The 25867-nt window shown below is 72.0% G+C and carries 22 protein-coding genes; 11 read left to right on the forward strand and 11 right to left on the reverse strand.

The annotated features are described in order from the left end of the window. Positions 1-32: 32 nt before the first annotated feature. Entirely contained in the window at positions 33-1922 is a 1890-nt protein-coding gene (locus OG782_RS02100) for a rhamnogalacturonan lyase (RefSeq protein ID WP_406447657.1), read from the reverse strand. Positions 1923-2147: 225 nt separating this feature from the next. Here OG782_RS02100 and OG782_RS02105 point away from each other — a divergent pair, with 225 nt between their 5' ends. Continuing rightward, on the forward strand, positions 2148-4220 hold the full coding sequence (locus OG782_RS02105; RefSeq protein WP_406447658.1) for a SpoIIE family protein phosphatase: 2073 nt from the start codon (positions 2148-2150) through the stop codon (positions 4218-4220). A 100-nt stretch (positions 4221-4320) separates the two neighbouring features. Here OG782_RS02105 and OG782_RS02110 read toward each other — a convergent pair whose 3' ends face one another. From OG782_RS02110 to OG782_RS02120, 3 genes are all read right to left on the reverse strand, one after another. Then, positions 4321-4488 (reverse strand): hypothetical protein, encoded by a 168-nt coding sequence (locus OG782_RS02110; protein WP_406447659.1) that lies wholly within the window; start codon positions 4486-4488, stop codon positions 4321-4323. 37 nt (positions 4489-4525) lie between these two features. Then, a complete protein-coding gene (locus OG782_RS02115; RefSeq protein ID WP_406447660.1) occupies positions 4526-5152 on the reverse strand; it encodes a DUF6629 family protein in 627 nt (208 codons plus the stop codon). Positions 5153-5313: 161 nt separating this feature from the next. Continuing rightward, positions 5314-5613 carry a DUF1876 domain-containing protein gene (locus OG782_RS02120; RefSeq protein WP_406447661.1) on the reverse strand — a complete coding sequence of 100 codons (300 nt, stop codon included), beginning with the start codon at positions 5611-5613 and terminating at the stop codon, positions 5314-5316. Positions 5614-5888: 275 nt separating this feature from the next. On the opposite strand from OG782_RS02120, the gene OG782_RS02125 reads away from it, so the two are divergent. Together OG782_RS02125 and OG782_RS02130 are read left to right on the forward strand one after the other, a co-directional pair. Beyond that, positions 5889-6722, forward strand: a complete 834-nt coding sequence (locus OG782_RS02125) for a PP2C family protein-serine/threonine phosphatase (protein ID WP_406447662.1) — start codon at positions 5889-5891, stop codon at positions 6720-6722. Between the two features lie 67 nt (positions 6723-6789). Further along, on the forward strand, positions 6790-7785 hold the full coding sequence (locus OG782_RS02130) for an MASE1 domain-containing protein (protein WP_406458800.1): 996 nt from the start codon (positions 6790-6792) through the stop codon (positions 7783-7785). Between the two features lie 28 nt (positions 7786-7813). Here the strand turns inward: OG782_RS02130 and OG782_RS02135 are convergent, their stop codons facing one another. Next, positions 7814-9073, reverse strand: coding sequence for an FAD-binding protein (locus OG782_RS02135; protein ID WP_406447663.1), 1260 nt, complete (start codon positions 9071-9073; stop codon positions 7814-7816). Between the two features lie 418 nt (positions 9074-9491). Between OG782_RS02135 and OG782_RS02140 the strand changes: the two genes are divergently transcribed. Next, positions 9492-10982, forward strand: a complete 1491-nt coding sequence (locus OG782_RS02140) for an exopolysaccharide biosynthesis polyprenyl glycosylphosphotransferase (protein WP_406447664.1) — start codon at positions 9492-9494, stop codon at positions 10980-10982. Positions 10983-11078: 96 nt separating this feature from the next. Here the strand turns inward: OG782_RS02140 and OG782_RS02145 are convergent, their stop codons facing one another. Next, the gene (locus OG782_RS02145; RefSeq protein ID WP_406447665.1) at positions 11079-12062 is read right to left on the reverse strand and encodes a GDP-L-fucose synthase family protein; all 984 of its coding nucleotides are present in this window, start codon (positions 12060-12062) and stop codon (positions 11079-11081) included. 115 nt (positions 12063-12177) lie between these two features. Between OG782_RS02145 and gmd the strand changes: the two genes are divergently transcribed. The 5 genes from gmd to OG782_RS02170 are packed head-to-tail and all read left to right on the forward strand — an operon-like array spanning position 12178 to position 17384. Next, complete coding sequence (gene gmd / locus OG782_RS02150) at positions 12178-13191, forward strand: GDP-mannose 4,6-dehydratase (protein ID WP_406447666.1); 1014 nt, start codon at positions 12178-12180, stop codon at positions 13189-13191. Then, complete coding sequence (locus tag OG782_RS02155) at positions 13188-13610, forward strand: hypothetical protein (RefSeq protein WP_406447667.1); 423 nt, start codon at positions 13188-13190, stop codon at positions 13608-13610. Before gmd ends, OG782_RS02155 begins: the two co-directional genes overlap by 4 nt. Continuing rightward, entirely contained in the window at positions 13610-15865 is a 2256-nt protein-coding gene (locus tag OG782_RS02160) for a LamG-like jellyroll fold domain-containing protein (RefSeq protein WP_406447668.1), read from the forward strand. The genes OG782_RS02155 and OG782_RS02160 overlap by 1 nt, the downstream gene beginning before the upstream one ends. Next, complete coding sequence (locus OG782_RS02165) at positions 15862-16560, forward strand: hypothetical protein (protein WP_406447669.1); 699 nt, start codon at positions 15862-15864, stop codon at positions 16558-16560. Before OG782_RS02160 ends, OG782_RS02165 begins: the two co-directional genes overlap by 4 nt. Then, complete coding sequence (locus tag OG782_RS02170) at positions 16557-17384, forward strand: glycosyltransferase family 2 protein (RefSeq protein WP_406447670.1); 828 nt, start codon at positions 16557-16559, stop codon at positions 17382-17384. Before OG782_RS02165 ends, OG782_RS02170 begins: the two co-directional genes overlap by 4 nt. Position 17385: 1 nt before the next feature. Here OG782_RS02170 and OG782_RS02175 read toward each other — a convergent pair whose 3' ends face one another. After that, positions 17386-18546 (reverse strand): glycosyltransferase, encoded by a 1161-nt coding sequence (locus OG782_RS02175; RefSeq protein ID WP_406447671.1) that lies wholly within the window; start codon positions 18544-18546, stop codon positions 17386-17388. A 104-nt stretch (positions 18547-18650) separates the two neighbouring features. Between OG782_RS02175 and OG782_RS02180 the strand changes: the two genes are divergently transcribed. After that, a complete protein-coding gene (locus OG782_RS02180; RefSeq protein ID WP_406447672.1) occupies positions 18651-20168 on the forward strand; it encodes a hypothetical protein in 1518 nt (505 codons plus the stop codon). Here OG782_RS02180 and OG782_RS02185 read toward each other — a convergent pair. Genes OG782_RS02185 through OG782_RS02195 form a run of 3 tightly spaced genes read right to left on the reverse strand, consistent with a single transcriptional unit; the run spans position 20128 to position 24382 of the window. After that, positions 20128-21381, reverse strand: coding sequence for a hypothetical protein (locus OG782_RS02185; RefSeq protein WP_406447673.1), 1254 nt, complete (start codon positions 21379-21381; stop codon positions 20128-20130). The genes OG782_RS02180 and OG782_RS02185 overlap by 41 nt on opposite strands. Beyond that, positions 21378-23123 (reverse strand): lipopolysaccharide biosynthesis protein, encoded by a 1746-nt coding sequence (locus OG782_RS02190; protein ID WP_406447674.1) that lies wholly within the window; start codon positions 23121-23123, stop codon positions 21378-21380. Before OG782_RS02190 ends, OG782_RS02185 begins: the two co-directional genes overlap by 4 nt. Continuing rightward, positions 23120-24382 (reverse strand): glycosyltransferase, encoded by a 1263-nt coding sequence (locus OG782_RS02195; protein WP_406447675.1) that lies wholly within the window; start codon positions 24380-24382, stop codon positions 23120-23122. Before OG782_RS02195 ends, OG782_RS02190 begins: the two co-directional genes overlap by 4 nt. A 213-nt stretch (positions 24383-24595) precedes the next feature. Between OG782_RS02195 and OG782_RS02200 the strand changes: the two genes are divergently transcribed. Then, the gene (locus OG782_RS02200) at positions 24596-25042 is read left to right on the forward strand and encodes an adenylyltransferase/cytidyltransferase family protein (RefSeq protein ID WP_406447676.1); all 447 of its coding nucleotides are present in this window, start codon (positions 24596-24598) and stop codon (positions 25040-25042) included. Here OG782_RS02200 and OG782_RS02205 read toward each other — a convergent pair. Then, positions 25011-25742, reverse strand: coding sequence for a CDP-alcohol phosphatidyltransferase family protein (locus OG782_RS02205; protein ID WP_406447677.1), 732 nt, complete (start codon positions 25740-25742; stop codon positions 25011-25013). The two genes, OG782_RS02200 and OG782_RS02205, sit on opposite strands and share 32 nt — an antisense overlap. Positions 25743-25867 lie beyond the last annotated feature (125 nt).

The raw sequence follows: 25867 nt of genomic DNA on the forward strand, positions 1-25867 counted from the left end.
GCCCGCCGGTCCCCCGGCGGGCCGTCCGCCGGTCAGGGCGTCGACACCGTGGGCCGAGGCGCCGTCGCCATCCCGGTCCCGATGAAGAAGCCCGGGTGCGGCGGCTGGTTGTAGGCGGTGTTCTGCCAGGCCAGGGCCGTGCGGTAGGTGGTGTCGTGGAGGAGTGTGGTGATCCTCGTGCCGGTCTCGTACGGCGTGGAGTAGATCCGCAGCGCGGTGTTGTCCGTGGTCGCCCAGACCACTTCCTCGCGCCAGTCGCCGAACAGGTCGCCGGAGATCGCGGGGGTGGCCTTGGTCCCGTTGCCCGAGTGGACCGATGCCCCGGTCAGCAGCCGGGTGTCGGCGGAGGTGCCGTACTTGTCGATGTGGGTGCCGTCCAGGAGTTCCCGGCTGGTGTCGCCGTCCCACCAGGACAGGAAGTTGGCGCTGGAGGGCTTGCGGCTCGCGACGACGGTGCCCTGGGGGTTGCGTACCCCGTCGGCCGCCGACGACCAGGACTCGGCGCCGGCGCTGCCCGGCCAGATGTCGTCGCTGACGCCGCGTCCGTTGTCGCCGTCGGCGGGCGTCGACCAGAGGACCTGTCCGGTCCGTGCGTCCGCCATCCACGACGAGGGCTTCGAGCTGTCCTCGTCGACCTTGAACTCCTCGAGTCCCGCGCGGGACGGGTCCAGGTCGCCGACGTGCATGGCGTCGCCGTGGCCGTTCTTCGTGGTCCACAGGGCGTTGCCGTTGTCGTCGACGGCCATGGCACCGTAGACGATCTCGTCCTTGCCGTCCGCGTCGACGTCGGCGACCGACAGCTGGTGGTTGCCCTGGCCGTCGTATCCCTTGCCGGAGTTGGTCGAGCTGTTGGTGTCGAAGGTCCAGCGCCGGGTGAACGCCCCGCCCCGCCAGTCCCAGGCGGCTATCACCGTGCGGGTGTAGTAGCCGCGGGCCATGATCAGCGACGGGCGGGCGCCGTCGAGGTAGGCGGTGCCCGCGAGGAAGCGGTCGACGCGATTGCCGTAGCTGTCGCCCCACGAGGAGACGGTGCCGCGCGCGGGGACGTAGTCGACCGTGCCCATGGCGGCGCCCGTCCGTCCGTTGAACATCGTCAGGAATTCGGGTCCGGACAGGATGTAGCCGGAGGAGTTGCGGTGGTCGGCCGACGCGCTGCCGATCACCGTGCCCGTGGCGTCGGTGCTGCCGTCGGCGGTCTTCATCGCGACCTCGGCCCTGCCGTCGCCGTCGTAGTCGTACACCTGGAACTGGGTGTAGTGCGCGCCCGAGCGGATGTTGCGGCCCAGGTCGACGCGCCACAGCCGGGTGCCGTCGAGCTTGATCCCGTCGACGATCGTGTTGCCCGTGTAGCCGGACTGGGAGTTGTCCTTGGCGTTGGTGGGCTGCCACTTCAGTACGAAGTCGAGTGCGCCGTCACCGTCGAGGTCGCCGACGGAGGCGTCGTTGGCCTCATAGGTGTAGGCGACGCCGTCGGGGGTCGTACCGCCGGCCGGCGGGGTGATGGGCACGTCCTTGTAGCCGGTGCGGAACTGGATCGCGTGGACGGAGTCGCTCTGCTCGACGCCTCCGACGACCGCGCGCACGGTGTAGTCCGCCGAGTTGGGCGCCCCGGCGTGGAAGTAGTTCGTCGAGGCGGTGACCGGTGAGGCGTTGACCTTGGCGCCGGCCCGGTAGACGTTGAAGGACACGTCGTCCGCGTCGGTGGCGAGCCAGCGCCAGCTGATCAGATTGCCGGCGTCGGTGTGGACGCTGACGACGCCCCGGTCCAGCGCCTCCGCCTGGCGGGCGGTCGCGGCCTGCGAGGTCTGACCGGTGACGACGAGTGCGGTGGCGGCGAGCAGCCCTGCGGTGACGGCACCGAGCAGGGTGCGGGTCCGGGTGCTGCGGCGTCTGCGGGGGAAGCGGGGGCGGTCGGGTGCCACGGTGCGTGCCTTCCGGAGCGGGGACGGTCGGGTACACCTCAGTGGCCGCCGGGCCCGGAAAGGTTGCCGTCCGGGCGGACGTTCTCCGGAGCGCACTCCGGGGCCGGCTCCGGGTGCGGAATTCACCCGTCTGCCGCAGCGCGGTGGCGGCCCGGGCGGGGCGTGCACAGGCTGTCCGCAGAGCTGCCGTGCCACAGGGGTGACGCAGAACGATGGGGGTGCAAGGTGTCGGACGCAGGTGTAACGCCCCCCGGGCCGTCCCCCGCCGGCCCCATGGCGGGGGCGCTCCTGGACACGCTGTTCAATCAGTCCGCGGTGGGACTGCACGTGCTGGACACGGAGTTGCGGGTCGAACGCGTCAATGCGTTGTCGGACACGGTCCCTCCCGAGCAGATCGTGGGGCTGTACTTCACCGAGGCGTACGAACTCGAGGCACCCGAGGAATCGGAACGGCTGCTGCGCGGGGTGCTGGAGAGCGGTGTGCCCGTCCTCAACCGGGTGATCCGCGGACGGATCATGGGGGCGCAGGTCCCCGGCCACAGTCTGAACGTCACCGTCCACCGCCTGGACGATCCCTCGGGCCGCCCGCTCGGACTGCTGGCCGCGGTGGTCGATGTCAACGAACGGGAGAAGGCGCACCTGCGGTCGGACTGCCTGGCGGCCGTCCGCAGGGAGGTGGGCCACTCCCTCGATGTGGCCGCGGCGTGCGAGGGTCTTGTCTCGGCTCTGGTGCCGCGGTTCGCCGATTTCGCGGTGGTCGAGGTGGTGGACGAAGTCCTGCGCGGCGCGAACACTCCGCTGAGCCCACTGCAACACGATGTCCCGCTGCGCCGCGCGGCGATGCGCGGCGCCGACGGGGACGGCCGGGTCGGAGAGCTGCGGCGGCTCCCGGCGAACACCCCGTTCGCGCTCGCCGTCACCGATCTGCGCCCCCGTCTCGTCGCACTCGGCCCGGACACCCCCTGGCTGGACTCGGATCCCGCCACGGCGCGGCTGATCGAGGTGAACGGGGCCCACTCGCTGATCGTGGCTCCGCTGAAGGTGCACGGCGCCGTTCTCGGCCTGGTGAGCTTCTACCGGCACCGGGGCTCCGAGCCGTACGACGAGTACGATCTCGCCCTCGCGCTGACAGCGGCCGCCCATGCGGCTCTGAGCATCGAGAACGCGCTCCGCTACGCCCGCGACCACGTGATCGCCTCGACCGTGCAGCGCAGGCTCCTCCCCCAGTACGACGGTGCCCGGATCGCCGTCGAGACCGCGCACGTGCTGCTTCCGGGGCGCAACAGCGGCTGCTGGTTCGACACCATCGGGCTGTCGGGTGCGCGGACCGCAATGATCATCGGCAACGTCGAGGGGCACGGGCTCCAGACCGCCATCACCATGGGGCAGCTGCGTACGGTGATCCACGCCCTGGCCGGTCTCGACCTCGAACCGGACGAAGTGCTGGCCCGTCTCAACGACACGGCCGAACGGCTGGCCCGCGAGCGCCGGTCCCTTCCGCCCGGCGACTCACTGCACCAACAGCCGCTCACCGCCACCTGCCTCTACGCGGTCTACGACCCGTTCTCCCGGACCTGCACGGTGGCCAGGGCGGGGCATCCGGCGCCGGTCGCCGTCGCCCCGGACGGGCGTCCGGTCGTCCTCGACGTGCCGGAGGGACCGCCGTTGTTCTCCGAGGACAGTGCCCCGTTCGCCACCGCCACGGTCGAGCTCGACGAAGGCAGTGTGCTGGCCCTGCTCACCGGTTCGCTCCTGGCCGACGGCCGGGCGGTGGCCAGGGTGCAGGACGCACTCGCCTATCCGGACCGCCGCTTGCAGGACCTGTGCGACGCCATCGTCTACAACCTGCCCGCCGAAGCCCATCCCGACGGCGCCGCGCTGCTCCTCGCCAGGACGGGCGTCGTCCCGCCCGACCGGGTGGCGACGTGGGAACTGGCCCACGACCGGACCACGCCCGCCGTGGCCCGGACCCTGGTCCGGGACCGGCTCGAGGGCTGGAACCTCGACGAGGACACGATCGAGGCCACCGAACTGATCGTCAGCGAGCTGATCACCAACGCGGTCCGCTACGGAACGCCGCCCCTGCATCTGCGGCTCCTGCTGGACCGCACCCTCACCTGCGAGGTCCATGACACCAGCCCGGTGGCGCCCCATCTGCGCCATGCCCGCACCGTCGACGAGGGCGGCCGCGGGCTGTTCATCGTCTCGCAGCTCGCGACGCACTGGGGAACCCGGTACAGCACCTACGGCAAGGCGCTGTGGACCGAGCAGGAGGTTCCCGCCGACGGGGCCTCCTGACCGGCACATGGGTGCGGCGCACCCCGGCGGTCGGGCCGTGGTGCGCCGCGGTCAGGACGCCGGTGGCGGCCCCGGGTCCAGGGGGCTGCCGGCAGCGGGTTCAGCGGCGCGGGCCGTGGTGGTGGCGGCCCCACGACGTGGAGTCGGCCTTGTGGCCGTGCTCGTCCCTCAGGGTCGCCGTGTCGCTGTTGTCCCAGACCGTGGCGGCGGAGGTCCTGGCAGACGTCGTGGCGGCTGTCGCGGCCGACGCCGGCGTTCTGTCGAACACCGGCCGGTGCGACCGCGAGGACCCGGTGGACCGTCCGTCAGATCCGGGCGGGCCCGGCGGGACGCCTGCCGGACCAGCCGAGGAGGACCACGGAGCACACGGCGGCGAACGCGCACCAGGTGGAGATGAACTCCAGCCGCCACAGCGCCGCGCAGACCGCGGCCCCGCCGGCGACGACCACGCCGAGCCACACGAGCCGGCGGTCGCCGGACAGGAGCAGCGAACCCACGGTGGCCAGGAGGTAGCCCGCGACGAGCAGCTGGGGACGCGGCAGGTCCAGCACATAACCGAGGGTGTGTCCGCGGATCTGCGCGGTCACGGGCCGGGTGGCCAGGCTGTACGCGAGAGCGGCGCAGGTCGCGGCACCGGCCGCCAGCGGCACCGCGAGGCGCAGCCGTGCGTGCGGCGGGGCGGCGCACAGCACGCCCAGCGGCACCCACAGAGCCAGGAGCGGCAGGGCGATGACCGCCCAGGCCATGGTGGCCGGGCCGTCGCCGCCGTCCGCGCGCCAGACCGCGGACTCGATGATCTGGTGGGCCCCCAGGAGCAGCGGCAGGGCCGCAAGCGGAAGGTCCCGGGCCCGGCGGGTGCGCGCGACGCAGGCCGCACCGATTCCCGCCACCACGGTGCCCGCGACGAGATCGGCGGTCGCACTCCAGCACATGGCGTCACCCGGGGGTTCGTATCCGTCGGCCGGTCGACTCCCCGGCCACTGCCCCGGTCACGCTACGGCGGCCCCGGCGGGCAGCGGCGATGACACTCCCACTCCCCGACCGGTCCATGCCGGTGTGCGCCGGCAACCCGCCGGGCGGCGCGGCGCCCGCCTCAGGCCGTCGCGTCCGACCAGGCGTACGGCGGCGGGACTGGCCCCTGGGAGGATCCCGCACCCACCTCGCCGAGCGCGCGGTCGGCCACACTCATCAGCTGACCCGCCACGTCGCGCATCGCACGGCTGGCCGCGAGTTCGTCCCCGATGGTGGGCACGTCCGGGTCCTGCGGGCTGCAGCGGGCGATCCCGTGGCCGGTGAGTTTCGCCGTCCCGGTGTCCAGCACCGCCTCCGCCTTCGTCGTCCCGTCCTCCTCGGACAGGTCGACACGGACCGTCCACTCCATCGTGCGGTTCATCGCGCACCTCCAGGGCCCGCACCGGCCGCAGGCGCCGCCGCCGCACGGGTCCACTCCCAGGATCCACCCGACCGGCCCTGCCCGCTCGCTCTGAGCGGACCCCGCTGCCGCCCTGCGCGCATCCCGCTGCCGCAATAGGATGCAGTCAGCGGCGTCCGCGGCAGCCGGGCCGCGCAACCCGTCCCGTCCGGAGCCGGCACCGACCTCCCGGACCGTCGCACCACGGCAGACCCCGTGGTGCGGCTCGCCCTCTCACGCGTCCTGCGGAGCGGCCCATGAACCGGCGGCGTCCTCCCCGCTCGGCCAGCGCCGAGGAACTGCTCACCACGCTCCATCACCTCACCTCCCGGGCACGCCGCGAGGTGGAGCTGCACCAGGCGCGGGTGGAGCTGGCCGAGGCGCTGCAGCGCGAGATGCTTCCCGCCGCCCTGCCCTCCCTGCCCGGACTGCAGACCGCTGCCCGGTACGCACCCGCGCGCAGCGGACTGGACATCGGGGGCGACTGGTACGACGGGTTCACACTCCCGGACGGTTCGCTGGCCTTCGCCATCGGAGACGTGCAGGGGCATGACGTCGAGGCCGCGGCCTTCATGGGCCAGATCCGGATCGCGATGCGAGCGCTGGCGGGGACCGCGGCCGATCCGGGCGAGGTGGTTCGCCGGACCAATGACCTGCTGGTGTCGGTGGACTCCGGTCTCCTCGCCACCTGTACCTTCGTCCGGCTCGACCCGCGCACCCGGGAACTGCGGAGCGCGCGGGCCGGACACGTGGCCGGGGTGTGGGCCACCGCCGACGGCAGGGCGGGCACCACACAGGACGAGGGCGGTCTGCCCCTGGGGATCCAGGCCGGTGAGGCGTACCCGGTCACCACCCGCCGGCTCACGGCCGCCGGAGCCTTCGTCCTGCTGACCGACGGAGTGGTGGAAGGCCCGTCGTACGCCATCGACGAGGGTCTGGCCGACGTCGTGCGGCTGGTGCGCTCCCGGGTGGGCGACGACGCGGACGAGCTGGCCGACGCGATCCTGGGGTCGGCGGAGCGCACCGGGCACGAGGACGACGCCGCGGTGCTCGTCCTGCGTCACGAGGCGCTTCCCGCCGCCCCCGGATGAGGCCGCCGCCGAGACCTGTGCGTGTCACACAGCCGCCGTCCGCAGGGGCCGGTGTCTGATGAGAACCGTGATCCGCAGCGAGAGGACCCGACGTACGGCCGTGGCGCTGCTGCGCATCCTGGCCGTCGCCGCTGCCTACTACCTGGCCGCGCGCCTGGGCCTGGTCCGTCAGGTGACCATCCACGGCGCGGTGGTCACACCACTGTGGCCACCGACCGGTATCGCGCTGAGCTGCCTGCTGTTACTGGGGCTGGGCATCTGGCCCGGGATCGCGCTCGGCTCGCTGGTCGTCATCGTCACGCTCAGCGGCACGGTGACCCCGTCCACCGTTGTCGTCGTGGCGGGCAATACGCTCGCCCCCGTCTGCGCGTACCTGATACTGCGCAGGGCGGGCTTCCGTACGGAACTGAACCGGCTGCGCGACGGTGTCGTCCTGGTCTTCCTGGGTGCGCTGGCCGGGATGGTGATCAGCGCGACCACGGGAACCGCGATGCTGGTGGCCGACGACAAGCTGCCGCTCAGCGCGTTCTGGCCGGTCTGGGCCGCCTGGTGGGCGGGGGACGTCATCGGAGTGCTCGTCGTCACCCCGCTGCTGCTCGTGATGCGCAAGGCACGGATGCCACGCGTCACCGACCGGTGGGCGGAGGCCGGGGCGCTGCTGATCGTCGCGGTGGCGGGGGCGCTCGTGGCCACGCGGAGCTCGCTGGCGATGCTCTACCTGGTGTTCCCCATCATCATCTGGGCCGCGCTGCGCTTCCGGCTCGCGGGCAGTGCGCCGTGTGCCCTGCTGGTCTCCGTCCTGGCGATCGTCGCGGGGACGGACAGGGTCGGCCCGTTCGCGAACCACTCCATCGTCGAGATCATGGTCAACCTCACGGTCCTCAACGGCGCCGTGGCACTCACCTCGCTCCTGCTGGCCGCCGTCGTCGCCGAACAGCAGAACGTCCGGCGCCGGATCGAACGCGCCTGCGAGGAGCTGGCCGAGGTGGTGGACCAGCTCGCGCCCGGCAGATCGGCGGCCGCCTGGCCGTTCCGGGCGAGGGACGAGCGCGAGGGCCGCTGATCCCGCCGCGCGGACGGGGCACCGGGGGTCACCTCGGGAAGTGCCGGTCCAGGAAGTCGTTGCGGAAGGTGCCGGAGGGGTCGTACCGCCGCGTCAGTTCCTCGAAATCCTCGTACTGACCGTAGAGCGTACGCAGGACATCGGGCGCGGTGGTGAACACCTTGCCCCAGTGCGGACGCGCGCCGAAGGGCGCCAGCGCCTCCTCGATCTCGCCGAGCACCGGTGCGACCGCCGCGGTGTCGGGCACCCAGGTGAAGTGGAAGGCCACCGAGTCCCTGCCGCGGGCGGGGCTCAGCCACAGGTCGTCGCCGGCGACGGTCCGGATCTCGGAGATCTGGAGCAGCGGGGCGATCCGGTCCCGGAGCCTGCCGACGGCCTCGTACGCGGCCGCGGCGTCCTCCCGCGCCACGAAGTACTCCGACTGGAGCTCGTCCCCGTTGCTCGGGGTGAACTCCAGCCGGAAGTGCGGCAGCCGCCGGTGCCAAGGTCCGGGGACACCCAGCTGGCGGGTGCAGTTGCCGGCCGGCAGGCCGGGGATCGGGTGGCGCGGACCGTCGGCGAGCCGGGCGCCGAACCACTCGGCCGGAGCCTGCTGCGGCCCCTCGTCCCCCACCCGCTGCTTGAGCCACACCTGGCCCACCGGTCCCGGCCGCCAGTCGGTGAAGACGCTGACGCTGTACGCGCCCGACATCACCTCGTCGAAACGCGCGGTCAGCGTCGCCTCGGGCAGTTCCTCGTACACCCACTGCCGGACGTCGAAGGCCGGCACCAGGTCCAGCGTCAGCCGGGTCACCACGCCCAGCGCGCCCATGGACACCACCGCGCCGGGGAAGTCCGCGTCCCCGCGCCGCAGGGTGCGCGTCCCGCCGTCCGCCGTGACCATGTCCAGCGCCCGGACGGCGCCTGCCAGGGAGCGGTTCCCGACGCCCGAACCATGGGTGCCGGTCGCGCAGGCTCCGGCCACCGAGATGTGCGGCAGCGAGCCCAGATTGTGCAGCGCGAAGCCGTTCTCGTTCAGCTCGCCGGCGAACTCACCGAAGCGCAGCCCCGCGCTCACCGTGACGGCGCGCGCCGCCGGGTCGATGTCGACCACGCGCGGCAGCCCGGCCACCGAGACGAGGTCCCCGGCCGTGTCGGCGACCGTGTTGAAGGAGTGCCGGGTGCCCAGGGCCCGCACCGAGCCGGCGGCGGCCACGGTCTCCCTCAGTTCGGCCTCCGACCGGGGCACGCACACCCGCCTCGCCCCGAACGTGATGTTGCCGGCCCAGTTCGTCTCCGCGGGAGTCACCGTGCGTCCCTCTTTCGCTCGTGGCCGGGCGCCTTCCCCCGGCGGTGCATTCTCCCAGACGGCCCCGCAGACCCGGGCGCCACCGGAGCCCACGGAGCAACCACGCGGCCACGTACAGTAGTTGACGGGGCGGAGGTACATATCCACACACCATCCGATTCCGGCGGGTCCCAAATACCAACAGCCGCCCACAGAAGCTGAGATCAGGTACGGAACGGGACGAGTTCCGGATCGCCCCGCATGTCTGAACTTCACTGGAACTCCAGCGAAATGGCACGTGTGTGGATATCGTGCACCGAGCGAGGGCGCGTCCGTCAGTCCACAGGATCGGCGGATGCGCCCCGTTTGTGGCAATGCAACTGTGACTGGGGGGTTCATGGGGCATGTCGAGCTACCCGAATCCGAGATATCAGGACCCGTGGGACTGGCGGGGGCGCCTCGTCCGCGGACCGCTTCGAACCGGCCCCGCAGCCACGTCGTCGACCGGCTGCGACAGGGCCCGACCGTACAGCGCGAACGTTCTGCCCGGCCCGGACCGAAGCGCGGCCCCGGCCGGTATCTGCCACTCGTCATCTGCTTCGACCTGTTCGGCCTGGGGCTGCCCGCCTGGCTCGTCCTGCGCACCGACGGACAGCCCAGGGCCCTGGCCGGCGCGGTGGCGGCGGCGGTGATGTGGTCCGGGGTACGGGCCGCGCGCGGCCGGTACACGGCGCGGCCTCCGGGGGCACTGACCGCGCCCGGGGACTGGCTGCTGCTCATCGGCCTGCTGGCGGTCCTGTGGACCGTGGCCGACCCGTCCATCGACCCGGCGACGGCCGTCATGGCGCTGATCCCCGGCCTGTTGGCGACCGTGGCGCTGGCCGGGGCGCGGCGGCTGCCGTGGGCCGGGCGGCGCCGGACCGTCCGCCGCGTACTGGTGGTCGGCGAGGCCGCGGGGGTGGACCGGGCGGTGCGACTGCTCGCCGCGCGGGCGGATCACGGCTACCTCGTGGTGGCCGCCGTGCCCGTGGGAACGGCTGCGCTGACCTGCGAGGCCCCGGTGCCGGGGCGGCTGGCACCGGCGCCCGCCGACGACGACGCCTCGACGGTCCTGGGTGCGGCCTTCGCCCAGGAGGCGGACCTGGCCCTGGTGGTGCCGGGGCCGCAGCTCGCCGAGGAACGGATACGGCAGCTGTCCTGGGGGCTGCATGACGGCGGCCTCGAACTGTCGGTGCTCTCCCACCTGTCGGAGATAGCGGCGGGCCGGGTCCGCCCGTCGTCGGCGGCCGGGCTGACCCTGCTGCACATCGTGCCTCCGCTGCGCCGGGGGGTGCAGCCTGCCCTCAAGGCGGCGGTGGACCGCACCGGCGCCGCCCTCGGCCTCGTCGTACTGGCCCCGCTGCTGCTGCTGGTCGCCGTGGCGGTCCGGCTCACCTCGGACGGGCCGGTCTTCCACCGGCAGATCCGCCAGGGGCAGCACAACCGTCCGTTCACCATGTGGAAGTTCCGCTCGATGGTGGTGGACGCCGAGGAACACAAGGCGCGGCTCGTCGTGTCGAACGAGAACGACGGACCGATGTTCAAGATGCGTCGGGACCCGCGGGTCACCCGCATCGGCCGGCTGCTGCGCCGCTCGTCCCTCGATGAGCTGCCCCAGCTCGTCAACGTCCTCAAGGGGGACATGTCCCTGGTGGGTCCGCGTCCTCCGCTGCCGGACGAGGTGTCCCGCTACGACGAGCGCGAGCTGAGGCGGCTCGCGGTCAAACCCGGCCTGACCGGGCTGTGGCAGGTCAGCGGGCGGTCCGACCTGTCCTGGCAGGAGACGGTCTCGCTCGACCTCTGGTACGTCGACAACTGGTCGGTGGCCACGGACATGGGGCTCATGGCCCGTACTCTGCGCGCCGTCACCGACGGCCGCGGGGCCTACTGAGAGCGGCGGGGACGGATGCGCGGTACAGCAGAGGGCCGGGCGGGGCGCCGCGCGGCGGCGTCCCGCCCGGCCGGACCGCCCGGACCGGGAAGTCCGTCAGACCTGTGCGCCCTGCCGTTCCAGCCACCACGCGTAGGTCCGTGCGATCCCGTCACGCAGCGGGATCCGCGGCTCGAAGCCGAGCGAGGACAGCCGGGACACGTCCAGGAGCTTGCGCGGCGTGCCGTCCGGCTTGGCCGTGTCCCAGTCGATCCGCCCCTGATAGGACGTCACTTCGGCTATGGTCAGGGCGAGTTCACGGATCGTCAGATCCTCGCCGGAACCGACGTTGACGGGCGCGTCACCGTCGTACCGCTCAAGCAGCAGCACACAGGCGGCTGCCAGATCGTCGACGTGCAGGAATTCGCGCCGGGGGCTTCCGGAGCCCCAGAGCGTGAGCGCGGGCGCCCCGCTCTGCCGCGCCTCGTGGAAGCGGCGGATCAGGGCGGGCAGGACATGCGAGGTCTCCAGGTCGAAATTGTCGCCCGGTCCGTAGAGATTGGTCGGCATGGCGCTGATGTACGAGGCGCCGTACTGGCGGCGGTAGGACTGGATCTGCACGATTCCGGCGATCTTCGCGAGCGCGTACGCCTCATTGGTCGGCTCCAGCGGGCCGGTGAGCAGGGCGGTCTCGGGGATCGGCTGCGGGGCCAGCTTGGGATAGATGCAGGACGAGCCGAGGAAGAGGAGCCGCTCGACCCCGGCGGCGTGCGCGCCCGCGATCACGCTCAGCTGGATGCGCAGATTGTCCTCGATGAACTGCACGGGGTACGTGCTGTTGGCCATGATCCCGCCGACCTTGGCGGCGGCCAGCACCACGGCGTCCGGCCGCGTATCACGCAGAAAGGCCCCGGTCCGCTCGGCGTCGCACAGATCGAGGCGGTCGCGGTCGCGGGTGATCACTTCATGTCCGCCGGCGGTGAGACGGCGCACCAGCGCCGAGCCCACCAGACCGCGGTGGCCGGCGACGAACACACGGGCGCCGGGGCTTAGCAGGGACGGGACGGATTCCTGGGGAGGGCCGGGGAGATCAGTCGTCATGGCTCGGATTGTGCCAGCAGCCGTTTGACGCGGTGACCCTTTGCCGCAACTCGCTCAAACTCTGAAATTTCGGTGTTGACCGACCGCCTCTCGGGCGACCACAGAAGGGGGAGACGTGGCGAAGACCGCGCTCATCACCGGCGTGACCGGACAGGACGGTTCGTACCTGTCCGAGCTGCTGCTCCAGAAGGGATACACGGTCCACGGCCTCATACGCCGCTCGTCGAGTTTCAACACCGAGCGGATCGACCACATCTACCAGGGACCGGAGGAGGAGAACCGGACGTTCGTGCTGCACCACGCCGATCTCGCCGACGGGGTCGCCCTGGTGAACCTGCTGCGCGACATCCGGCCCGACGAGGTCTACAACCTGGGTGCGCAGTCACATGTGCGGGTCTCCTTCGACGCCCCGCTGTACACGGGCGACATCACCGGGCTCGGCACGGTCCGGCTGCTGGAGGCCGTGCGCGCCAGCGGCATCGACACCCGCGTCTACCAGGCGTCCTCCTCGGAGATGTTCGGCGCCAACCCGCCGCCGCAGCACGAAGGGACCCCGTTCCATCCGCGCAGCCCGTACAGCGTCGCCAAGGTCTACTCGTACTGGGCGACGGTCAACTACCGTGAGGCATATGGCATGTTCGCGGTGAACGGAATCCTGTTCAACCATGAGTCGCCGCGCCGCGGCGAGACGTTCGTGACCCGGAAGATCACCCGCGGGGTGGCCCGGATCAAGGCGGGTCTCCAGACGCAACTGCATCTGGGCAACCTGGACGCGGTACGCGACTGGGGATACGCCCCCGAGTACGTCGACGCGATGTGGCGGATGCTCCAGTGCGACACCCCGGACGACTACGTGGTGGCCACGGGTGAAGGGGTCAGTGTCCGGCAGTTCCTGGAGTACGCCTTCGAGCACGCCGGTCTCGACTGGCGCGAGCATGTCCGCTACGACGCGAAGTACGAGCGCCCCAGCGAGGTCGACGCACTGATCGGGGACGCCTCCAAGGCCGCGGAGCTACTGGGCTGGAAGCCCGCCGTGAAGTCGCGGGAGCTGGCCCGGATCATGGTCGACGCCGATGTCCGGCAGCTGACCGACCAGCTCACCGGAGCGGCCGTGCGGGTGGACCGATGAGCCGCCCAGGACCTCTCGGACACAGCCGCAGCGGCGTGTTCGCCGCCGTCCCCGCCCCCGCGGCCGGGCAGGTGCTCAGGAGCGCCCGGCTCATCCTCCGTACCTCGCCGCACTCCACGGCGGGCCCGGCCCGCAGCCGCCCACGCGTGCCGGTCACCGGCGCGCGGACCGAGCCGGCGGCCACCCGCACCACCCGGCCGTCGCTCGCCTCGACGGTACCGGGGACCATCTCCGGCGCAACCGCCGTCTCCACCGGCTACGCGGTGGAGCCGAACACGCCGGCACCGGGCGGGGCCCTGCGCTCCGCCTCCTCACTCGCCCTGACCAGCAGCGGGACGGACAGTCTGCGCGTCTGGTCGGGCGAGGTCGCAACCGCGGCCCACCGGCCGCAGCTCGTTCTCACCTTCGGAGCTGAATGATGAACGAAAGTACGGGGCGCAGTCCCGGTGCACGCGGCCGCACGCGTGCCGCGGCCGCCGCGCTCTGCCTGCTCGCCGGGGCCCTGAGCGCCGCCGCCGGCGGGGGTTCCCCGGCCGCGGCCCTCACCCCGCCGGTCTCGCTCACCGCGGACGACCTGTCCACCTGGCAGACCAACGGCATCGTCTGGTCGATGGCCGCGTCGGCCGACGGTGTGGTCTACGCGGGCGGCACCTTCTCCACCGTACGGCCGCCGGACGCCCCGTCCGGTACGTCCGAGCAGCCCGCGGTGAACTTCGCCGCCTTCGATGCGGCGACCGGGGCGCCGACAGGTTGCAGCCTGTCGTTCACGCTCTCCTCGGGAACCGCCACCGTGCGTTCCCTGGTGCTGTCCCCGGACGGTGAAACCCTGTACGCGGGAGGGCAGTTCGGGTCGGTGAACGGGGTCGGGGTGAGTAACATCGCGGCCATCGACACCGCGACCTGCACGCCCCGGCAGAACTTCAAGGTCGCCGTGTCCGCGACCGTCCGGGCCCTCGCCGTCACGGACGACACGGTGTACCTGGGAGGCGACTTCAACACCGTGGCGGGACAGACCCGGAACAAGTTCGCCGCCGTCACCACGGGCGCCGCGCTGAAGCCGTGGACGGCCAATACGGACGAGGTGGGCCGCGCGGTGGAGGTCACCCCCGACGGGCAGCACGTGCTGATCGGCGGGGACTTCTTCACCGTCAACGGCACCACCTCGCACGCGCTCGCGGTGGTGAACGCGACGACGGGGGCTCTGGACAAGAGCTACCCCGGTTTCATCCCGAACACCTCGACGGTGCAGGATCTCACCACGGACGCCACCAAGTTCTACACCGCCAACGAGGGCACCGGTGGCGGTGTCTTCGACGGCCGGATCGCGGTGGACCTGACCACCTTTCAGCAGGTGTGGCGGGACACCTGCCTCGGCGCCACGCAGGCCGTCCTGGTGCACGACGGGGTGCTCTACAGCGGCAGTCACGCCCATGACTGCGCCTCGATGGGCGAGTTCCCGGACCAGCCGCGCAAGCATCTGCTGGCGCAGTCCGTCGACGATCCGAAGCTGCTGCCGTGGTTCCCGGACACCAACGACGGGATCGGGGAACCGGTGGGCCCGCGGGTGATGGCGCAGACCGACAAGGGCGGCCGCCACTACCTGTGGGTGGGCGGTGAGTTCACCACCGTCAACAGCTCACCCCAGCAGGGGCTGACCCGGTTCGCCGACGGTCCCGACACCGGGGCGCCCTGGGTGCCCAACGTCAGCGTCTCCACGGTCGCCGCGGACAAGGTGGACGTCAACTGGCAGTCGAGCTTCGACACGGACGACGGGGAGCTCACCTACCGGATCTACCGGGACGGGGCAGCCACTCCCGTCCACACCACCACGGGATACTCCGTCTTCTGGGACCGCCCCCAGCTGCGGTGGACGGACACCGACGTCGCCCCGGGTGAGACCCACACGTACCGGATCAGCGCGAGCGACGGCACCAACACCAGCGCCAAGTCCCCCGCGGTGACCGCGACCGTGGCCTCAACCGCCGAGAGCTACCCGGCCCGGGTGCTCTCCGACGGCGCCACCCTGTACTGGCGCTACGACGAGGGGACGTCCACCTTCGCCGCCGACACGGGGGCGGGTCTGGACAACGGCTTCCTGCGCAACGCACCCTCCTACCGGCAGACCCCCGCGGCCGTGGCCGGCCCTTCGACCGCCATCGGCTTCAACGGGTCCACGCAGTACGCGTACAGCAACCGGCGCCACGCACAGCCCACCAGGTTCTCCGTGGAGACCTGGATCAAGACGACCACGACCCGGGGAGGGAAGATCATCGGGTTCGGCAACATGACCATGGAGAACAGCGTCCAGTACGACAAGCACGTGTACATGCTCAACAACGGGCGGCTGTCCTTCGGCGTGTACGACAGCAGCACCCGTACCGTCACCACACCGGCCGCGTACAACGACGGTGCCTGGCACCATGTCGTCGCCACGCAGGGCACCGGCGGTATGGCCCTGTACGTCGACGGACAGCTCCGCGCCTCCAACCCGCTGTACACGAGCAGCGAGAGCTACCCCGGCTACTGGCGGGTGGGCGGGGACAACCTCGCGAGCTGGCCGAACCGTCCGACGAGCAACTTCTTCGCCGGGCAGATCGACGAGACCGCCGTCTACCCCACCGCGCTGTCCGGCTCCACGGTCAGTGCCCACTACGCCCTGAGGACGGGTGGATGAGGTATCCGTTCCTGGCCGGCGCCGCCGTCGTCCTCATGACGGCGGCGCTGGCCGCGTGTGGCTCGTCCTCCGGCGGAGGCGAGGACAAGGCGGCCGGCGCCGGTCCTGCGGCATCCTCGGAGCCCTCGGCCGGGCCTCAGGCGGGGCCCGAGGGCTCCTCGTCCACCGGTCCGCAACCGTCCAGGACCAGTGAGCCGCCCAAGATTCCGGCCGGCGAACTGACCCCGGCCACCGGCACGTTCACCAAGAAGCAGAAGGAGTACCTGGTCGACAGGGTCCCCCAGGGCATGGACCCGGCGGCGGTGCTCCAGACCGGGCAGGAGACCTGCGACCGGCTGACGTATCTGGTCAAGGTGGACCGGGACACGGCGGTCGGCGCCGTCCTCACCGGTGAGATCGCCGGGGCGAAGCCCGCCGTCGAGCATCTGTGCACCCAACACCGGGACCTGGTGACGGAGGCCGCCCGGGGCTACGCCGACGGCACGCACCGAGGGTCCGCACTCCGGCCGGGCCGCTACCGCGACGTCACGCCCACCGGGAACTGCGCCTGGCAGATCACCGGGGCGAACGGCAAGGACCTGGGATCGGGTTCGTCCGGCGCCGGCGAACGGACCGTGATCACGATCCCGGCGGCGGCCCGCACCTTCACCTCCACAGGCTGCTACGCCTGGCTGCCCGAAGGAGACAACGGATGAGCAAGCTGCCGATAGCCGTGGCGATCCCCACGAAGAACGAGGGGCTCAACATCGCCGAGGCGGTGAAGTCGGTCCTCGGCCACTTCGAGGCGGTCGTCGTCGTCGACTCGCACAGCACCGACGACACGGCGAAGATCGCCGCGGAGTGCGGGGCCGAGGTCGTCATGTACACCTGGGACGGCGGGCATCCCCGGAAGAAGCAGTGGTGTCTGGACCACGTCCGCACGGACCTGGACTGGATCCTGCTGCTCGACGGGGACGAGCGGCTGAGCCCGGGACTGCTGGCCGAGCTGCGGCAGGTCTTCGCCGGTCCGGCCGCGTCCAGACCGGCGGCGTACGACATTCCGCTCGGGTACTGGTTCTCCGGAAAGCGGCTGCGGCACGGCTACACCATCCGCAAGCGGTCACTGACCGACCGCACCCGCAGCCACTACCCGGAGGTGGGGGATCTCGACGCGCCCGGCATCGGCGAGGTCGAGGGCCACTACCAGCCGGTCGCCGACAGTGCGGGATCGCTCCGCAACCCGATCGAGCACCAGGATCTCGACCCGGTGACCGCGTGGTTCGAACGGCACAACCGGTACTCGGACTGGGAGGCGTGGCTGGAGCACCACCCCGACGTCAAGGAGCAGGTGCGCCGGGTCAAGTCCCGGCAGGGGCAGCTGTTCCACAAGGCACCGTTCAAACCGCTGGTGTCCTTCGCGTACATGTACCTGTACCGGCGGGGCTTCCTGGACGGCCGGGCGGGGTTCGACTTCGCCCTGGCGATGAGCTTCTACCGGTGGCAGATCGCCCTCAAGTCGCGGGAGAGGCCTTCCGCTTGAGTCATCCGCGCTTCCGGCGGACCACGTCCTGGTAGGTCCGCCGGAGCGTCCGGGTCACGACGTCGATGGTGAAGCCCTCGTTGACCAGGTCCCAGGCGGCCTTCCCCGCCCGGGCGTTGGCCGCGGGCTCCAGCAGCTCCAGAACGGCCTGCGCGACCTTCGCCGCGTTGGCCTCGTCCTCGCCCGTCCGGCTGTCGATCACCCGGCCGGCTCCGGCCCTGGCGACATCGGGCCCCAGGCCGCAGGTGCGGGTGATGACCACGGGGGTGCCGACGGACATCGCCTCGAGGACCGAGACTCCCAGGGGCTCCTCGACCGACGGCAGGACGTACACATCGGCCTGCCGTCCGGCGGCCAGCACCTCCTCGTGGCCGAGCGGACCGACATGGTCCAGCGAGTCCAGCACACCGAGCCTGCCCGCCAGTTCGAGAGTCCCGGGCAGGGCGCCGGTGTCCGGTCCGGCCAGCACGAACCGGGCGTCCGGGTGCTTCGCCAGGACCGCGGGCATCGCGGCGACGAAGTCCTGCGGCCGCTTGCGCTCCTGGATCCGGGCGAGGAAGAGCACCGTCGGCGGGCGTGCGGGGTCGCGGGCGGGCTTGAACTCCTGCGGGCGTACGCCGTTGACCAGGCGCACCGTCCGGGTGAGCGCCACCGGGGCCGCGACGGCGTTCACATCGACGCGTTCGGCCTCGGTCAGGTGGAGCACCGCGTCCGCGCCGCGCAGGACCTTGCGTACGCCCAGCAGGTCGGTCAGCTGCGCCACCCGCTTCTCGGTGGGGTCCACCATGCCGTGGGTCTGAACGACGAGCGGGGTGCGGGTGGCCAGGGCGAGCAGCGCGGCGGGCAGCGTCACCAGGTCACGCATCAGATGGACGTGGACCAGGTCGGCGCCGCGCATCATGCGGCGCGCGGCCAGCAGCAGCGCGCCGGAGGTGATGCCGCTGACCTCGAACACCGGCAGCAGGTGGCGCGCCTGGAAGAGGTGGACGGGCACTCCCTCCACCTCGCCGGGCAGCGGACCCGCGAATCCGTCGCCCAGGGCCATGATCCGGGCGTCGTCGCCCCCGGCCCGCTGGGCTTTCGAGAGGTTCAGGGCCACCCGGGTCGGACCGCCGAAGGCGTGGTCCGGGGTGTGCAGTGTGACGATGTGCAGGATCTTCACCAGGGTTCCCCTCGACCTCGGCAGCTGTTCACAGACTAGTCATCACATCCCCTCAAGTGGGTTGGTTCGTTAGAGTGTTCACAGGCTCACGGAACGGGGAACGCATGACGTCCGGGCACGGGACGGCACCCATCGCGTCCGTACGGGAGAGCGGTCCGCGCCATCCCGTGGAGCCCCCCGCCAAGCCGATGTCCTGGGCGATGCTGTCGCGGGCGATGGCCGTGCCGCTCATTCTGGGGCTGGTCTGCTTCCTGCCGGCACTGATCGCCGCCCAGCCGGGGACCGGGGCCCGGGACACCGCGTACTGGCTGCAGCTCGTGCTGACGTGTTACGCCGGGGCCCGGCTCGCGACCATGATCCTGTCCACCCGGCGGCGGCTGCTGCAGGGCGTCTTCTGGATGTTCGTGTACATCGCGATGGGTGTGGCGCCGTTCGCCCAGGCCGTGATCGGGCAGACGCCCACACCGATGGTCGGCCCGCGCTCCGACCTGGTCACGGCGATCGCGCTGATCCTGGTGGGGTGTGCGGCCTTCGACCTGGGGGCGCTGCTGGCGTCCCGGCGCCCGCTGCGGCGGCGCGGCGCGGCCCGTGGGGGCGGCGGCGGTCCCGCCACGGCGCACCCGGTCCGGCTGCGGCTGCTGGTGCTGCTCGCGTTCGCGGCGAGCGGCTACTACGTCCTGAAGCTCGGCGGGCCCGCCGTGTTCTTCTCCAGCAGGCAGGAGATCAGCGCCTCGGTCGCCGAGAGCGGGGTGGCGTCCGGCGGGTCCAATGTGGGATCGGCGTTCCTGAAGGGCTTCGGTACGGTGCCGGCGCTGCTGGCGCTGCTCTTCTTCACCCGGAGGCTGGTGACCTCGCGCCGGGCCCGGCGCTCGCCGTCGACCGTGCTGGTCTGGTTCGCGCTGGCGGTGGTCAACCTGGTGGTGAACAACCCGGTTTCCAACGCCCGTTACTGGTTCCTGACGGTGCTGGTCTCGCTGCTGTTCACGGCGTTCCCCAGCAGTGCGGCGATGTACCGCTCGGTGCTGGCCATGGGGGTGATCGGGGCGCTGGTGCTGTTCCCGTACGCGGACCGGTTCCGCTACGACGAATCCGGGTACCGGCCGGTGCAGTCCTCGTCGGTGTTCGAGCCGCTGGCCACCAAGGACTACGACCAGACGGTCATGTTCGCCAACACCATCTCCTGGGTCGACACCCGTGGTCACACCTACGGCCGTCAGCTCGCGGGCTCCGTCTTCTTCTTCGTACCCCGGTCGGCGTGGAGCGGCAAGCCGGAGGACACGGGGGTGCGCGTCGGCCAGTGGATGGGGATGAACATGACCAACCTCTCCGCGCCGCTGTGGACGGAGCTCTGGGTCGACTTCGGGGCGCCGGGCACGATCGGAGGTCTCGCCCTGATCGGTTACGCGGCCGCGCGGACCGACCGCCGCTATGCGCGCGCGGTCTCGCGGGAAGGGCCCGGACCCGGGAGTGTGCTGGCGATCGCGGCGCCGCTGATCGCCGGATACACCTTCATCCTGCTGCGCGGTCCGCTGCTCCAGGCCGTCGGGAAGCTCGCCATCGCGGCGCTGTGCCTGGCACTGATCACGACGTTCCGGGACCGGAGCCGGCAGCGGCCGCGCTGACCGGGGCGCGCACCGCCGCGCCGTCACGGGTCAGCCGGGCCACCCGGGTCCACGTGGCGAGCGCCTTGCAGACGGAACCCAGGCACAGGCCCCAGGCGGCGCCCGTCACTCCGCCGAGCACGTATCCGCCGGTCAGGAAGGCGACGGCGGCGAGTGAGAAGACCACTTGGATGGAGAGCGTGGTGCGTGGATCGAGCAGTCTGAGCGCCAGCAGTCCGCAGGTGCCGACGGCCATGGCCGCGTACTGGCTGCCGGTCGCCGGGAGCAGGGCCGCCGCGGTGGGCCAGGTGTCGCCGAGCAGATGACGGCCCACCGATCCGGGCAGCAGGGCGAGCACGGTGGCCCAGCCCGCGGCGGTCAGCGCCAGGGCCGCCGCCAGGACAGCGGTGGCACGCACCCTGAGCCGGTCGGTGGCGAGGCGTCCCAGAACCGGCGGGCCGAAGCCGGTGGCCGAGGTGAACAGCACGTTCAGCGGGCCGAAGAGCGTGGTCGCGCCGCGCAGGGCGCCGACCACGAGGGGGTTGCCGACCAGGCCGAGCCCGAGCACGGAGAGCTGGCTGGTCGCGTTGCCCACCCCGAACTCGACGACGAACCGCTGGCCCAGGTGCCCCTTTCGCAGCAGGGGGCCGAGCAGCACGGGGGCGCCGGCCGTCCGCCGGTGCAGCACGGCCGCGGACAGCAGGAGCGCGGGCAGTGCGGACAGACCCCAGACGACGATCAGCCGGGCGGCCGGGGTTCCGTGGGGCTGTACGGCCAGTGCCCCGAGGACGCAGACCAGCCGGAGCGTGTCGGCGGCCAGGGCCAGGTGCTGCGCCTGGAGCGTGGCGAAGGCGTAGCGGGCCGTGTCCTGTCCGAGGACGACGGGCAGCACGAGGCCCAGCATCGTCAGGGCCCGTGCCGTCTCCCCCGGCAGCAGCGCGCAGACGGCGGCGAGCAGGCCGCCGAGGGCGGCCGAGGCGAGCAGGGTGAAGCCGAGCGCCGAACGGCAGGCGCCGCGTGTCGCGTCGCCCGCCCCGCGGCGCAGCACCAGCGGCTGCCCGGTGTAGGCGCCGGACACTCCGAGCAGCACGGTGAAGACGAGGTAGACGGCGGAGAAGCGGGCGAAGTCCGCGACGGTGGAGAGCCGGGCGGCCACCACCAGGACCAGGATGTTGGTGAGCGCCGCCACCCCCTGGTCCGCGACCGAGCAGACGATCGCGGTGCGGGCCCTCATCTGCGTCCCGCGGTGCTGCTGCGGCCGCTGCCGCCGCGTCCGTTGCCGCCGTCCAGGGTGCGCAGGCCGAGTGTCTCGGTGGGGTCGCCGGTGCGGCCGTCCGTCTCGGGCCGGCCCGGCCCGTCCGTCCTGCCGCGTCGCTCCGGCCCGCCGGGGGCCTGCCGGCCACGGGCCTGCCGCCCGGCCGCCTTCCGGCGGGCCCGGCGCTCGAACCGTCCGTGTCCGGGGTGCAGGAGGGTGCCGAGTACCGAGCCGCCCGCCGCGCCGATGATCTCGCGGATCCGCTCCAGGTCGCTGCGGTGCACCTCGCGCGGGTCGCAGACCACCACCACGCCCTCCACCCGGTCGATGAGCGCGACGGCGTCGGCGTACGCGAGGACGGGCGGGGCCAGCACGATCACGACGGCTCCCGGCCTGCCGCCCTCGGCGAGGATCCGGCCGACGGGTGCGGAGGTCAGGGCGCGCGGTACGTTGTCCATCGGGCGGCCGGCGATCAGGGTGAAGGCTCCCGACCCGGGCACGTCCACATTGGTGCGGCTGTCCGACGGCCAGCTCCGCTCGTCGCGGTCCTCGGCCCAGCGGGGCCGGCCGCCCGCGACGGCGGCGCCGAGGTCCCAGGCCAGCGACGGCGTCCGCAGATCGGCCTCGACCAGCAGGACGTCGCGGCCCATCTCGGCGAAGGCCGCGGCGAGGTTGACCGCGGCGGCGGTCGCCATGGCGTTGTCGCCGCGGGGCGCCGTGACCAGGAGCCGGCGGCGCTCGGTGAACGAGGGGTCGTAGGCGAGCCGGAAGGCCACCGCCCGGTACTCCTCGGCCAGCCTGCTGCCGCTGCGGCCGATGGCGAGCAGGGCGCCCGCCGATGCCCGTTCCCTGGGCAGGGTGCCGAGCAGCGGGGCCCCGAGCGAGCGGACGAGTTCCCTGGTGGAGCGGACGGCCGGGTCGAAGACGAGTCGCACCCAGGACAGCAGCAGACCGAGGGCGAGCCCGACGACGGCGCCGAGGCCGAGCAGCAGGGGCAGTCCGGCGCCGCTGGGATGCTCGGGCACGACGGGCTTCTTGTTGAGGAAGCCGGGTGTGGTGTCCAGGGCGCGCAACTCCGAGATCTTCTGGCTCAGTTCGGAGATGGAGACGATGAGGTTGGCCCGTGCGCTGGTGACGTCGTCGCCCACGGTGCCGGTCTCCTGCTCGGCGAGCCGGTCGCGCTGTTCGGTGAGTGGCTTCAGCTGGGCGCGGTAGCCGTCGACCATGTTGTCGATGCTGTTCTCGGTGCGCTCCCGGCGGATCTCCAGGTAGGCCTCGGCGAGGGCCTGTGCTCTGGCCCTCGCCTGCTCCGGGGTGCGGCCCGTGTAGGAGAACCTGAGCACCAGGGTGTTGGGCGGGTTGGTGACCTGGAGCCCGGTGAGCAGCTTCCCGACCTCCACCGGGTCGCCGAGCTTGGTGAGCGAGCCGACGGCCACCGTTCCCACGGCGTCACTGACGGCGGTCTGGCGTTCGGAGCCGATGTTGATGCCCTTGTCGGCCGAGGCACCGGCGGCGAACGGGTCGGATGCGGCGGAGCGTACGGACACCTCGCCGGTGGAGGTGTACGTGTCCTCGCCGCTCAGGGCGAGCCAGCCACCGCCCAGCAGTCCGGCGACGACGCCGCAGACGAGCAGGGTGCGGTAGCGCAGGAGCTGGCGGAACTGATCCCTCAGGAGCGCGGGTTCGTCCTGGTCCTCCAGCGCGCGGATCGGATGGGTCATCGGCGTGGTCTCCCTTGCGCGTCCTGAAGGACCTCGGTGAGCAGGGCGTCGAAGCGGGCGAGAGCGGCTTCCCGTCCCAGGTGGCGTGCCACGTACTGCGGCCCGTGGGAGCCGAGTTCGTCGGCGGCGGCGGGTGCCTCGACGAGCTTGCGGACCGCCGCGAGCACGGCGGCGGGGTCCTCGGGTGCGACGAGGAGTCCGGCTCCGGAGCGCTGCACCTCCTGGGCGGTGCCGCCCCCGCCGGCCACCGAGGCGACGACCGGGCGGCCCGAGACGAAGTAGGAGGTGAGCTTGGAGGGCACGCTCATGTCGAGCACGGACGCCCGCTGGGTCACGGCGAGGACGTCCGCGGCGGCGAGGATGTCGGTGAACTCCGAGGCTCCGGCCGGCGGCAGGAATTCGAGGTTGGGCAGGCCCGTCGCGCGGGCCCGCAGCGCGTCGCGCTGATTGCCGTCGCCCATCAGCACGATGCGGATGCCGGGGGCGAGCCGGGCCGCGTCGACGAGGACCTCCAGGCCCTGCTTGAGTCCCATGTTGCCGGAGTGCAGGACCACGGGGGTTCCCTCGGACCAGCCGAGCCGGGCCCTGGTCGCGGCACGGTCGGCCGAAGGCGCCTGCACATGGCTCCAGTTGGGGACGACCCGGATGCGTCCGGGGTCCACTCCGTAGGCGGTGACGCGGGGGACGAAGCTCTCGTGGATGACTCCGACGAGGGCGGCGCCGCCGAGTGCGTACCGCTCCGCCCTCGACGCGAGAGCCGCCGCCCGGTCACCGCCGCGGATCCCGCTCTGCGCGGCGGCGGCGCCCATCAGGTCCTGGACGACGGGTATGTGGGGAACCCGGTGGCGGTGGGCCAGCCGGGCCCCGATGACCCCTCCCGCGAGGCTCGGCATCTGGGAGATCACCGCGTCGGGCCGCAGCGCGGGCGGAGAGACGAGGCCGTGCACCAGGACGCTCGCCTCGAACGCCGCTCTGCGCAGGGCGCTCTGACGGGGTGGCACGTAATGCCGCCGCCGGTGGACGGTGACGCCCGAGCGCTCCTCCTCGGCCCGCCACACCCCGCGGTACGCCGCCTCGGTCCGCCAGGCGGGGTAGTGCGGCATACCGGTCAGCACGTGGGTCTCGGCCCCGGACCCGGCCCAGTGCTCGGCGAGCTGGGCGGCGTACGGACCGATCCCGGTCAGCTCCGGTGCGTAGTTCGTCGAGACCACCAGCAGGCGGCGGTGCTCGAACGGCTTGTGGTGCTCTGCGTCTGGCATCGGCCGATCGCCTTCCCCCCGGAGCCACCTGTGTTCCCCCCAAGGAACAGCCCCAAAAGTGAGCTTATCCGTTCACGAGATGCGCAAGTGGTCTTCACAGTAAGGTCATTGCACGATCACCACCGATACCGATATCCCACCGGACCGGATGCGATGTCCGGATAACTGCCGAGGGGACACGGGCATCACCTTCACCGTGGGGGGAGAGAACGGATGGTGCACAGGGTCGGCTACGCACCGGGGGTCTACGACCTGTTCCACATAGGCCACCTCAACATCCTGCGGCACGCCCGCAGTCAGTGCGACTACCTGGTCGCGGGGGTCGTCTCGGACGAGATGGCCACGCTCGCCAAGGGGCACAAGCCGGTCATTCCGCTGCCGGAGCGCCTGGAGATCATCCGGAGCGTGCGGTACGTGGACGCGGCGTTCGTCGAGACCGTCCCCGACAAGGTCGTGACCTGGCAGCAGGTCAGGTTCGACGTCATCTTCAAGGGGGACGACTGGCGCGACACGGACAAGGGAAGGCGCCTCGAACGCGACTTCGCCGAGGTCGGAGTGGAGGTCGTCTACTTCCCGTACACCGTGCACACGTCCAGCACCCAGCTGCGCCGGGCGCTGGACGTGCTGGTCACGGCGCCCGGAGCGCTTTCAGCTCCCTGAACCACTTGGCGAGGAACGCCACGAGGAACAGTGCGTGCACGGCGGCGAGAACGGCATAGCCGATACGGAATGCCGTCTCGTCGCCGAGCAGCAGGAACACCAGGCAGAACACCCCGTAGTCGGCCGGCAGCAGGGCCACGGCGCGGAGCCGGGAGACAGGTCCGGGCGCCGCGCCGCCCGCCGGCCCGCTACGGGCGGCCGCCTTGCCGAGCTGCTCACGCAGCAGCCCCGCACAGAACGTGAGCACCGCGACGAACAGGAAGCCGAGCGGCACAAGGAGCCAGCCGTCGGCGGTCAGGTCGAAGAAGCGGTGGAACGAGATCAGTACGGCGGTGTGGACGAGGATCATCTTGGCGCAGTCGACGACATGGTCGAGCCATTCGCCGTCGGGGCCGCCGCGCCCGGTCAGCCGGGCGAGCTGCCCGTCCGCCGAGTCGAGGGCGAAGCCCACGGCAAGACCCAGGTAGACCAGGACAGCCGGCCCCCAGCCGGGCCGGACCAGGGCCACGGCGATGAGAGCGGCGAAGGTGAACGCCGCACTCACCAACGTGACCTGATTGGGTGTCATTCCCAGCCGGAACGCGGCGGCGGCGAAGATCCGCCCGGCCGGCCGGTTCACGTACCGCGAGTAGAGCGAGACCCCCTTGGCCGACTTCTGCGCCCCGCGCAGTTCACGCAGCACCGTAACCGTGCTTTCCATACGCCCCCCAGCGTGTAGCGGAATCCCGCAGGTGCGGCGGCCGGACCGCTCACACCGCCGGAGCCGCATCATGGCATGCGCGACCCCCCGCGCGGGCGGGATCGCGCCGCCCGGCCAGGGGGCGG

It is taken from the genome of Streptomyces sp. NBC_00876 (assembly GCF_045207435.1).
GTDB lineage: Bacteria > Actinomycetota > Actinomycetes > Streptomycetales > Streptomycetaceae > Streptomyces.

What these genes read in the sequence shown, in the direction of transcription:
- OG782_RS02115 (WP_406447660.1), bottom strand. Translation starts at nt 5,152, where the DNA reads ATGTGCTGGAGTGCGACCGCCGATCTCGTCGCGGGCACCGTGGTGGCG.
- OG782_RS02120 (WP_406447661.1), bottom strand. Translation starts at nt 5,613, where the DNA reads ATGAACCGCACGATGGAGTGGACGGTCCGTGTCGACCTGTCCGAGGAG.
- OG782_RS02125 (WP_406447662.1), top strand. Translation starts at nt 5,889, where the DNA reads ATGAACCGGCGGCGTCCTCCCCGCTCGGCCAGCGCCGAGGAACTGCTC.
- OG782_RS02145 (WP_406447665.1), bottom strand. Translation starts at nt 12,062, where the DNA reads ATGACGACTGATCTCCCCGGCCCTCCCCAGGAATCCGTCCCGTCCCTG.
- OG782_RS02155 (WP_406447667.1), top strand. Translation starts at nt 13,188, where the DNA reads ATGAGCCGCCCAGGACCTCTCGGACACAGCCGCAGCGGCGTGTTCGCC.
- OG782_RS02160 (WP_406447668.1), top strand. Translation starts at nt 13,610, where the DNA reads ATGAACGAAAGTACGGGGCGCAGTCCCGGTGCACGCGGCCGCACGCGT.
- OG782_RS02165 (WP_406447669.1), top strand. Translation starts at nt 15,862, where the DNA reads ATGAGGTATCCGTTCCTGGCCGGCGCCGCCGTCGTCCTCATGACGGCG.
- OG782_RS02170 (WP_406447670.1), top strand. Translation starts at nt 16,557, where the DNA reads ATGAGCAAGCTGCCGATAGCCGTGGCGATCCCCACGAAGAACGAGGGG.
- OG782_RS02180 (WP_406447672.1), top strand. Translation starts at nt 18,651, where the DNA reads ATGACGTCCGGGCACGGGACGGCACCCATCGCGTCCGTACGGGAGAGC.
- OG782_RS02185 (WP_406447673.1), bottom strand. Translation starts at nt 21,381, where the DNA reads ATGAGGGCCCGCACCGCGATCGTCTGCTCGGTCGCGGACCAGGGGGTG.
- OG782_RS02190 (WP_406447674.1), bottom strand. Translation starts at nt 23,123, where the DNA reads ATGACCCATCCGATCCGCGCGCTGGAGGACCAGGACGAACCCGCGCTC.
- OG782_RS02195 (WP_406447675.1), bottom strand. Translation starts at nt 24,382, where the DNA reads ATGCCAGACGCAGAGCACCACAAGCCGTTCGAGCACCGCCGCCTGCTG.
- OG782_RS02200 (WP_406447676.1), top strand. Translation starts at nt 24,596, where the DNA reads ATGGTGCACAGGGTCGGCTACGCACCGGGGGTCTACGACCTGTTCCAC.
- OG782_RS02205 (WP_406447677.1), bottom strand. Translation starts at nt 25,742, where the DNA reads ATGGAAAGCACGGTTACGGTGCTGCGTGAACTGCGCGGGGCGCAGAAG.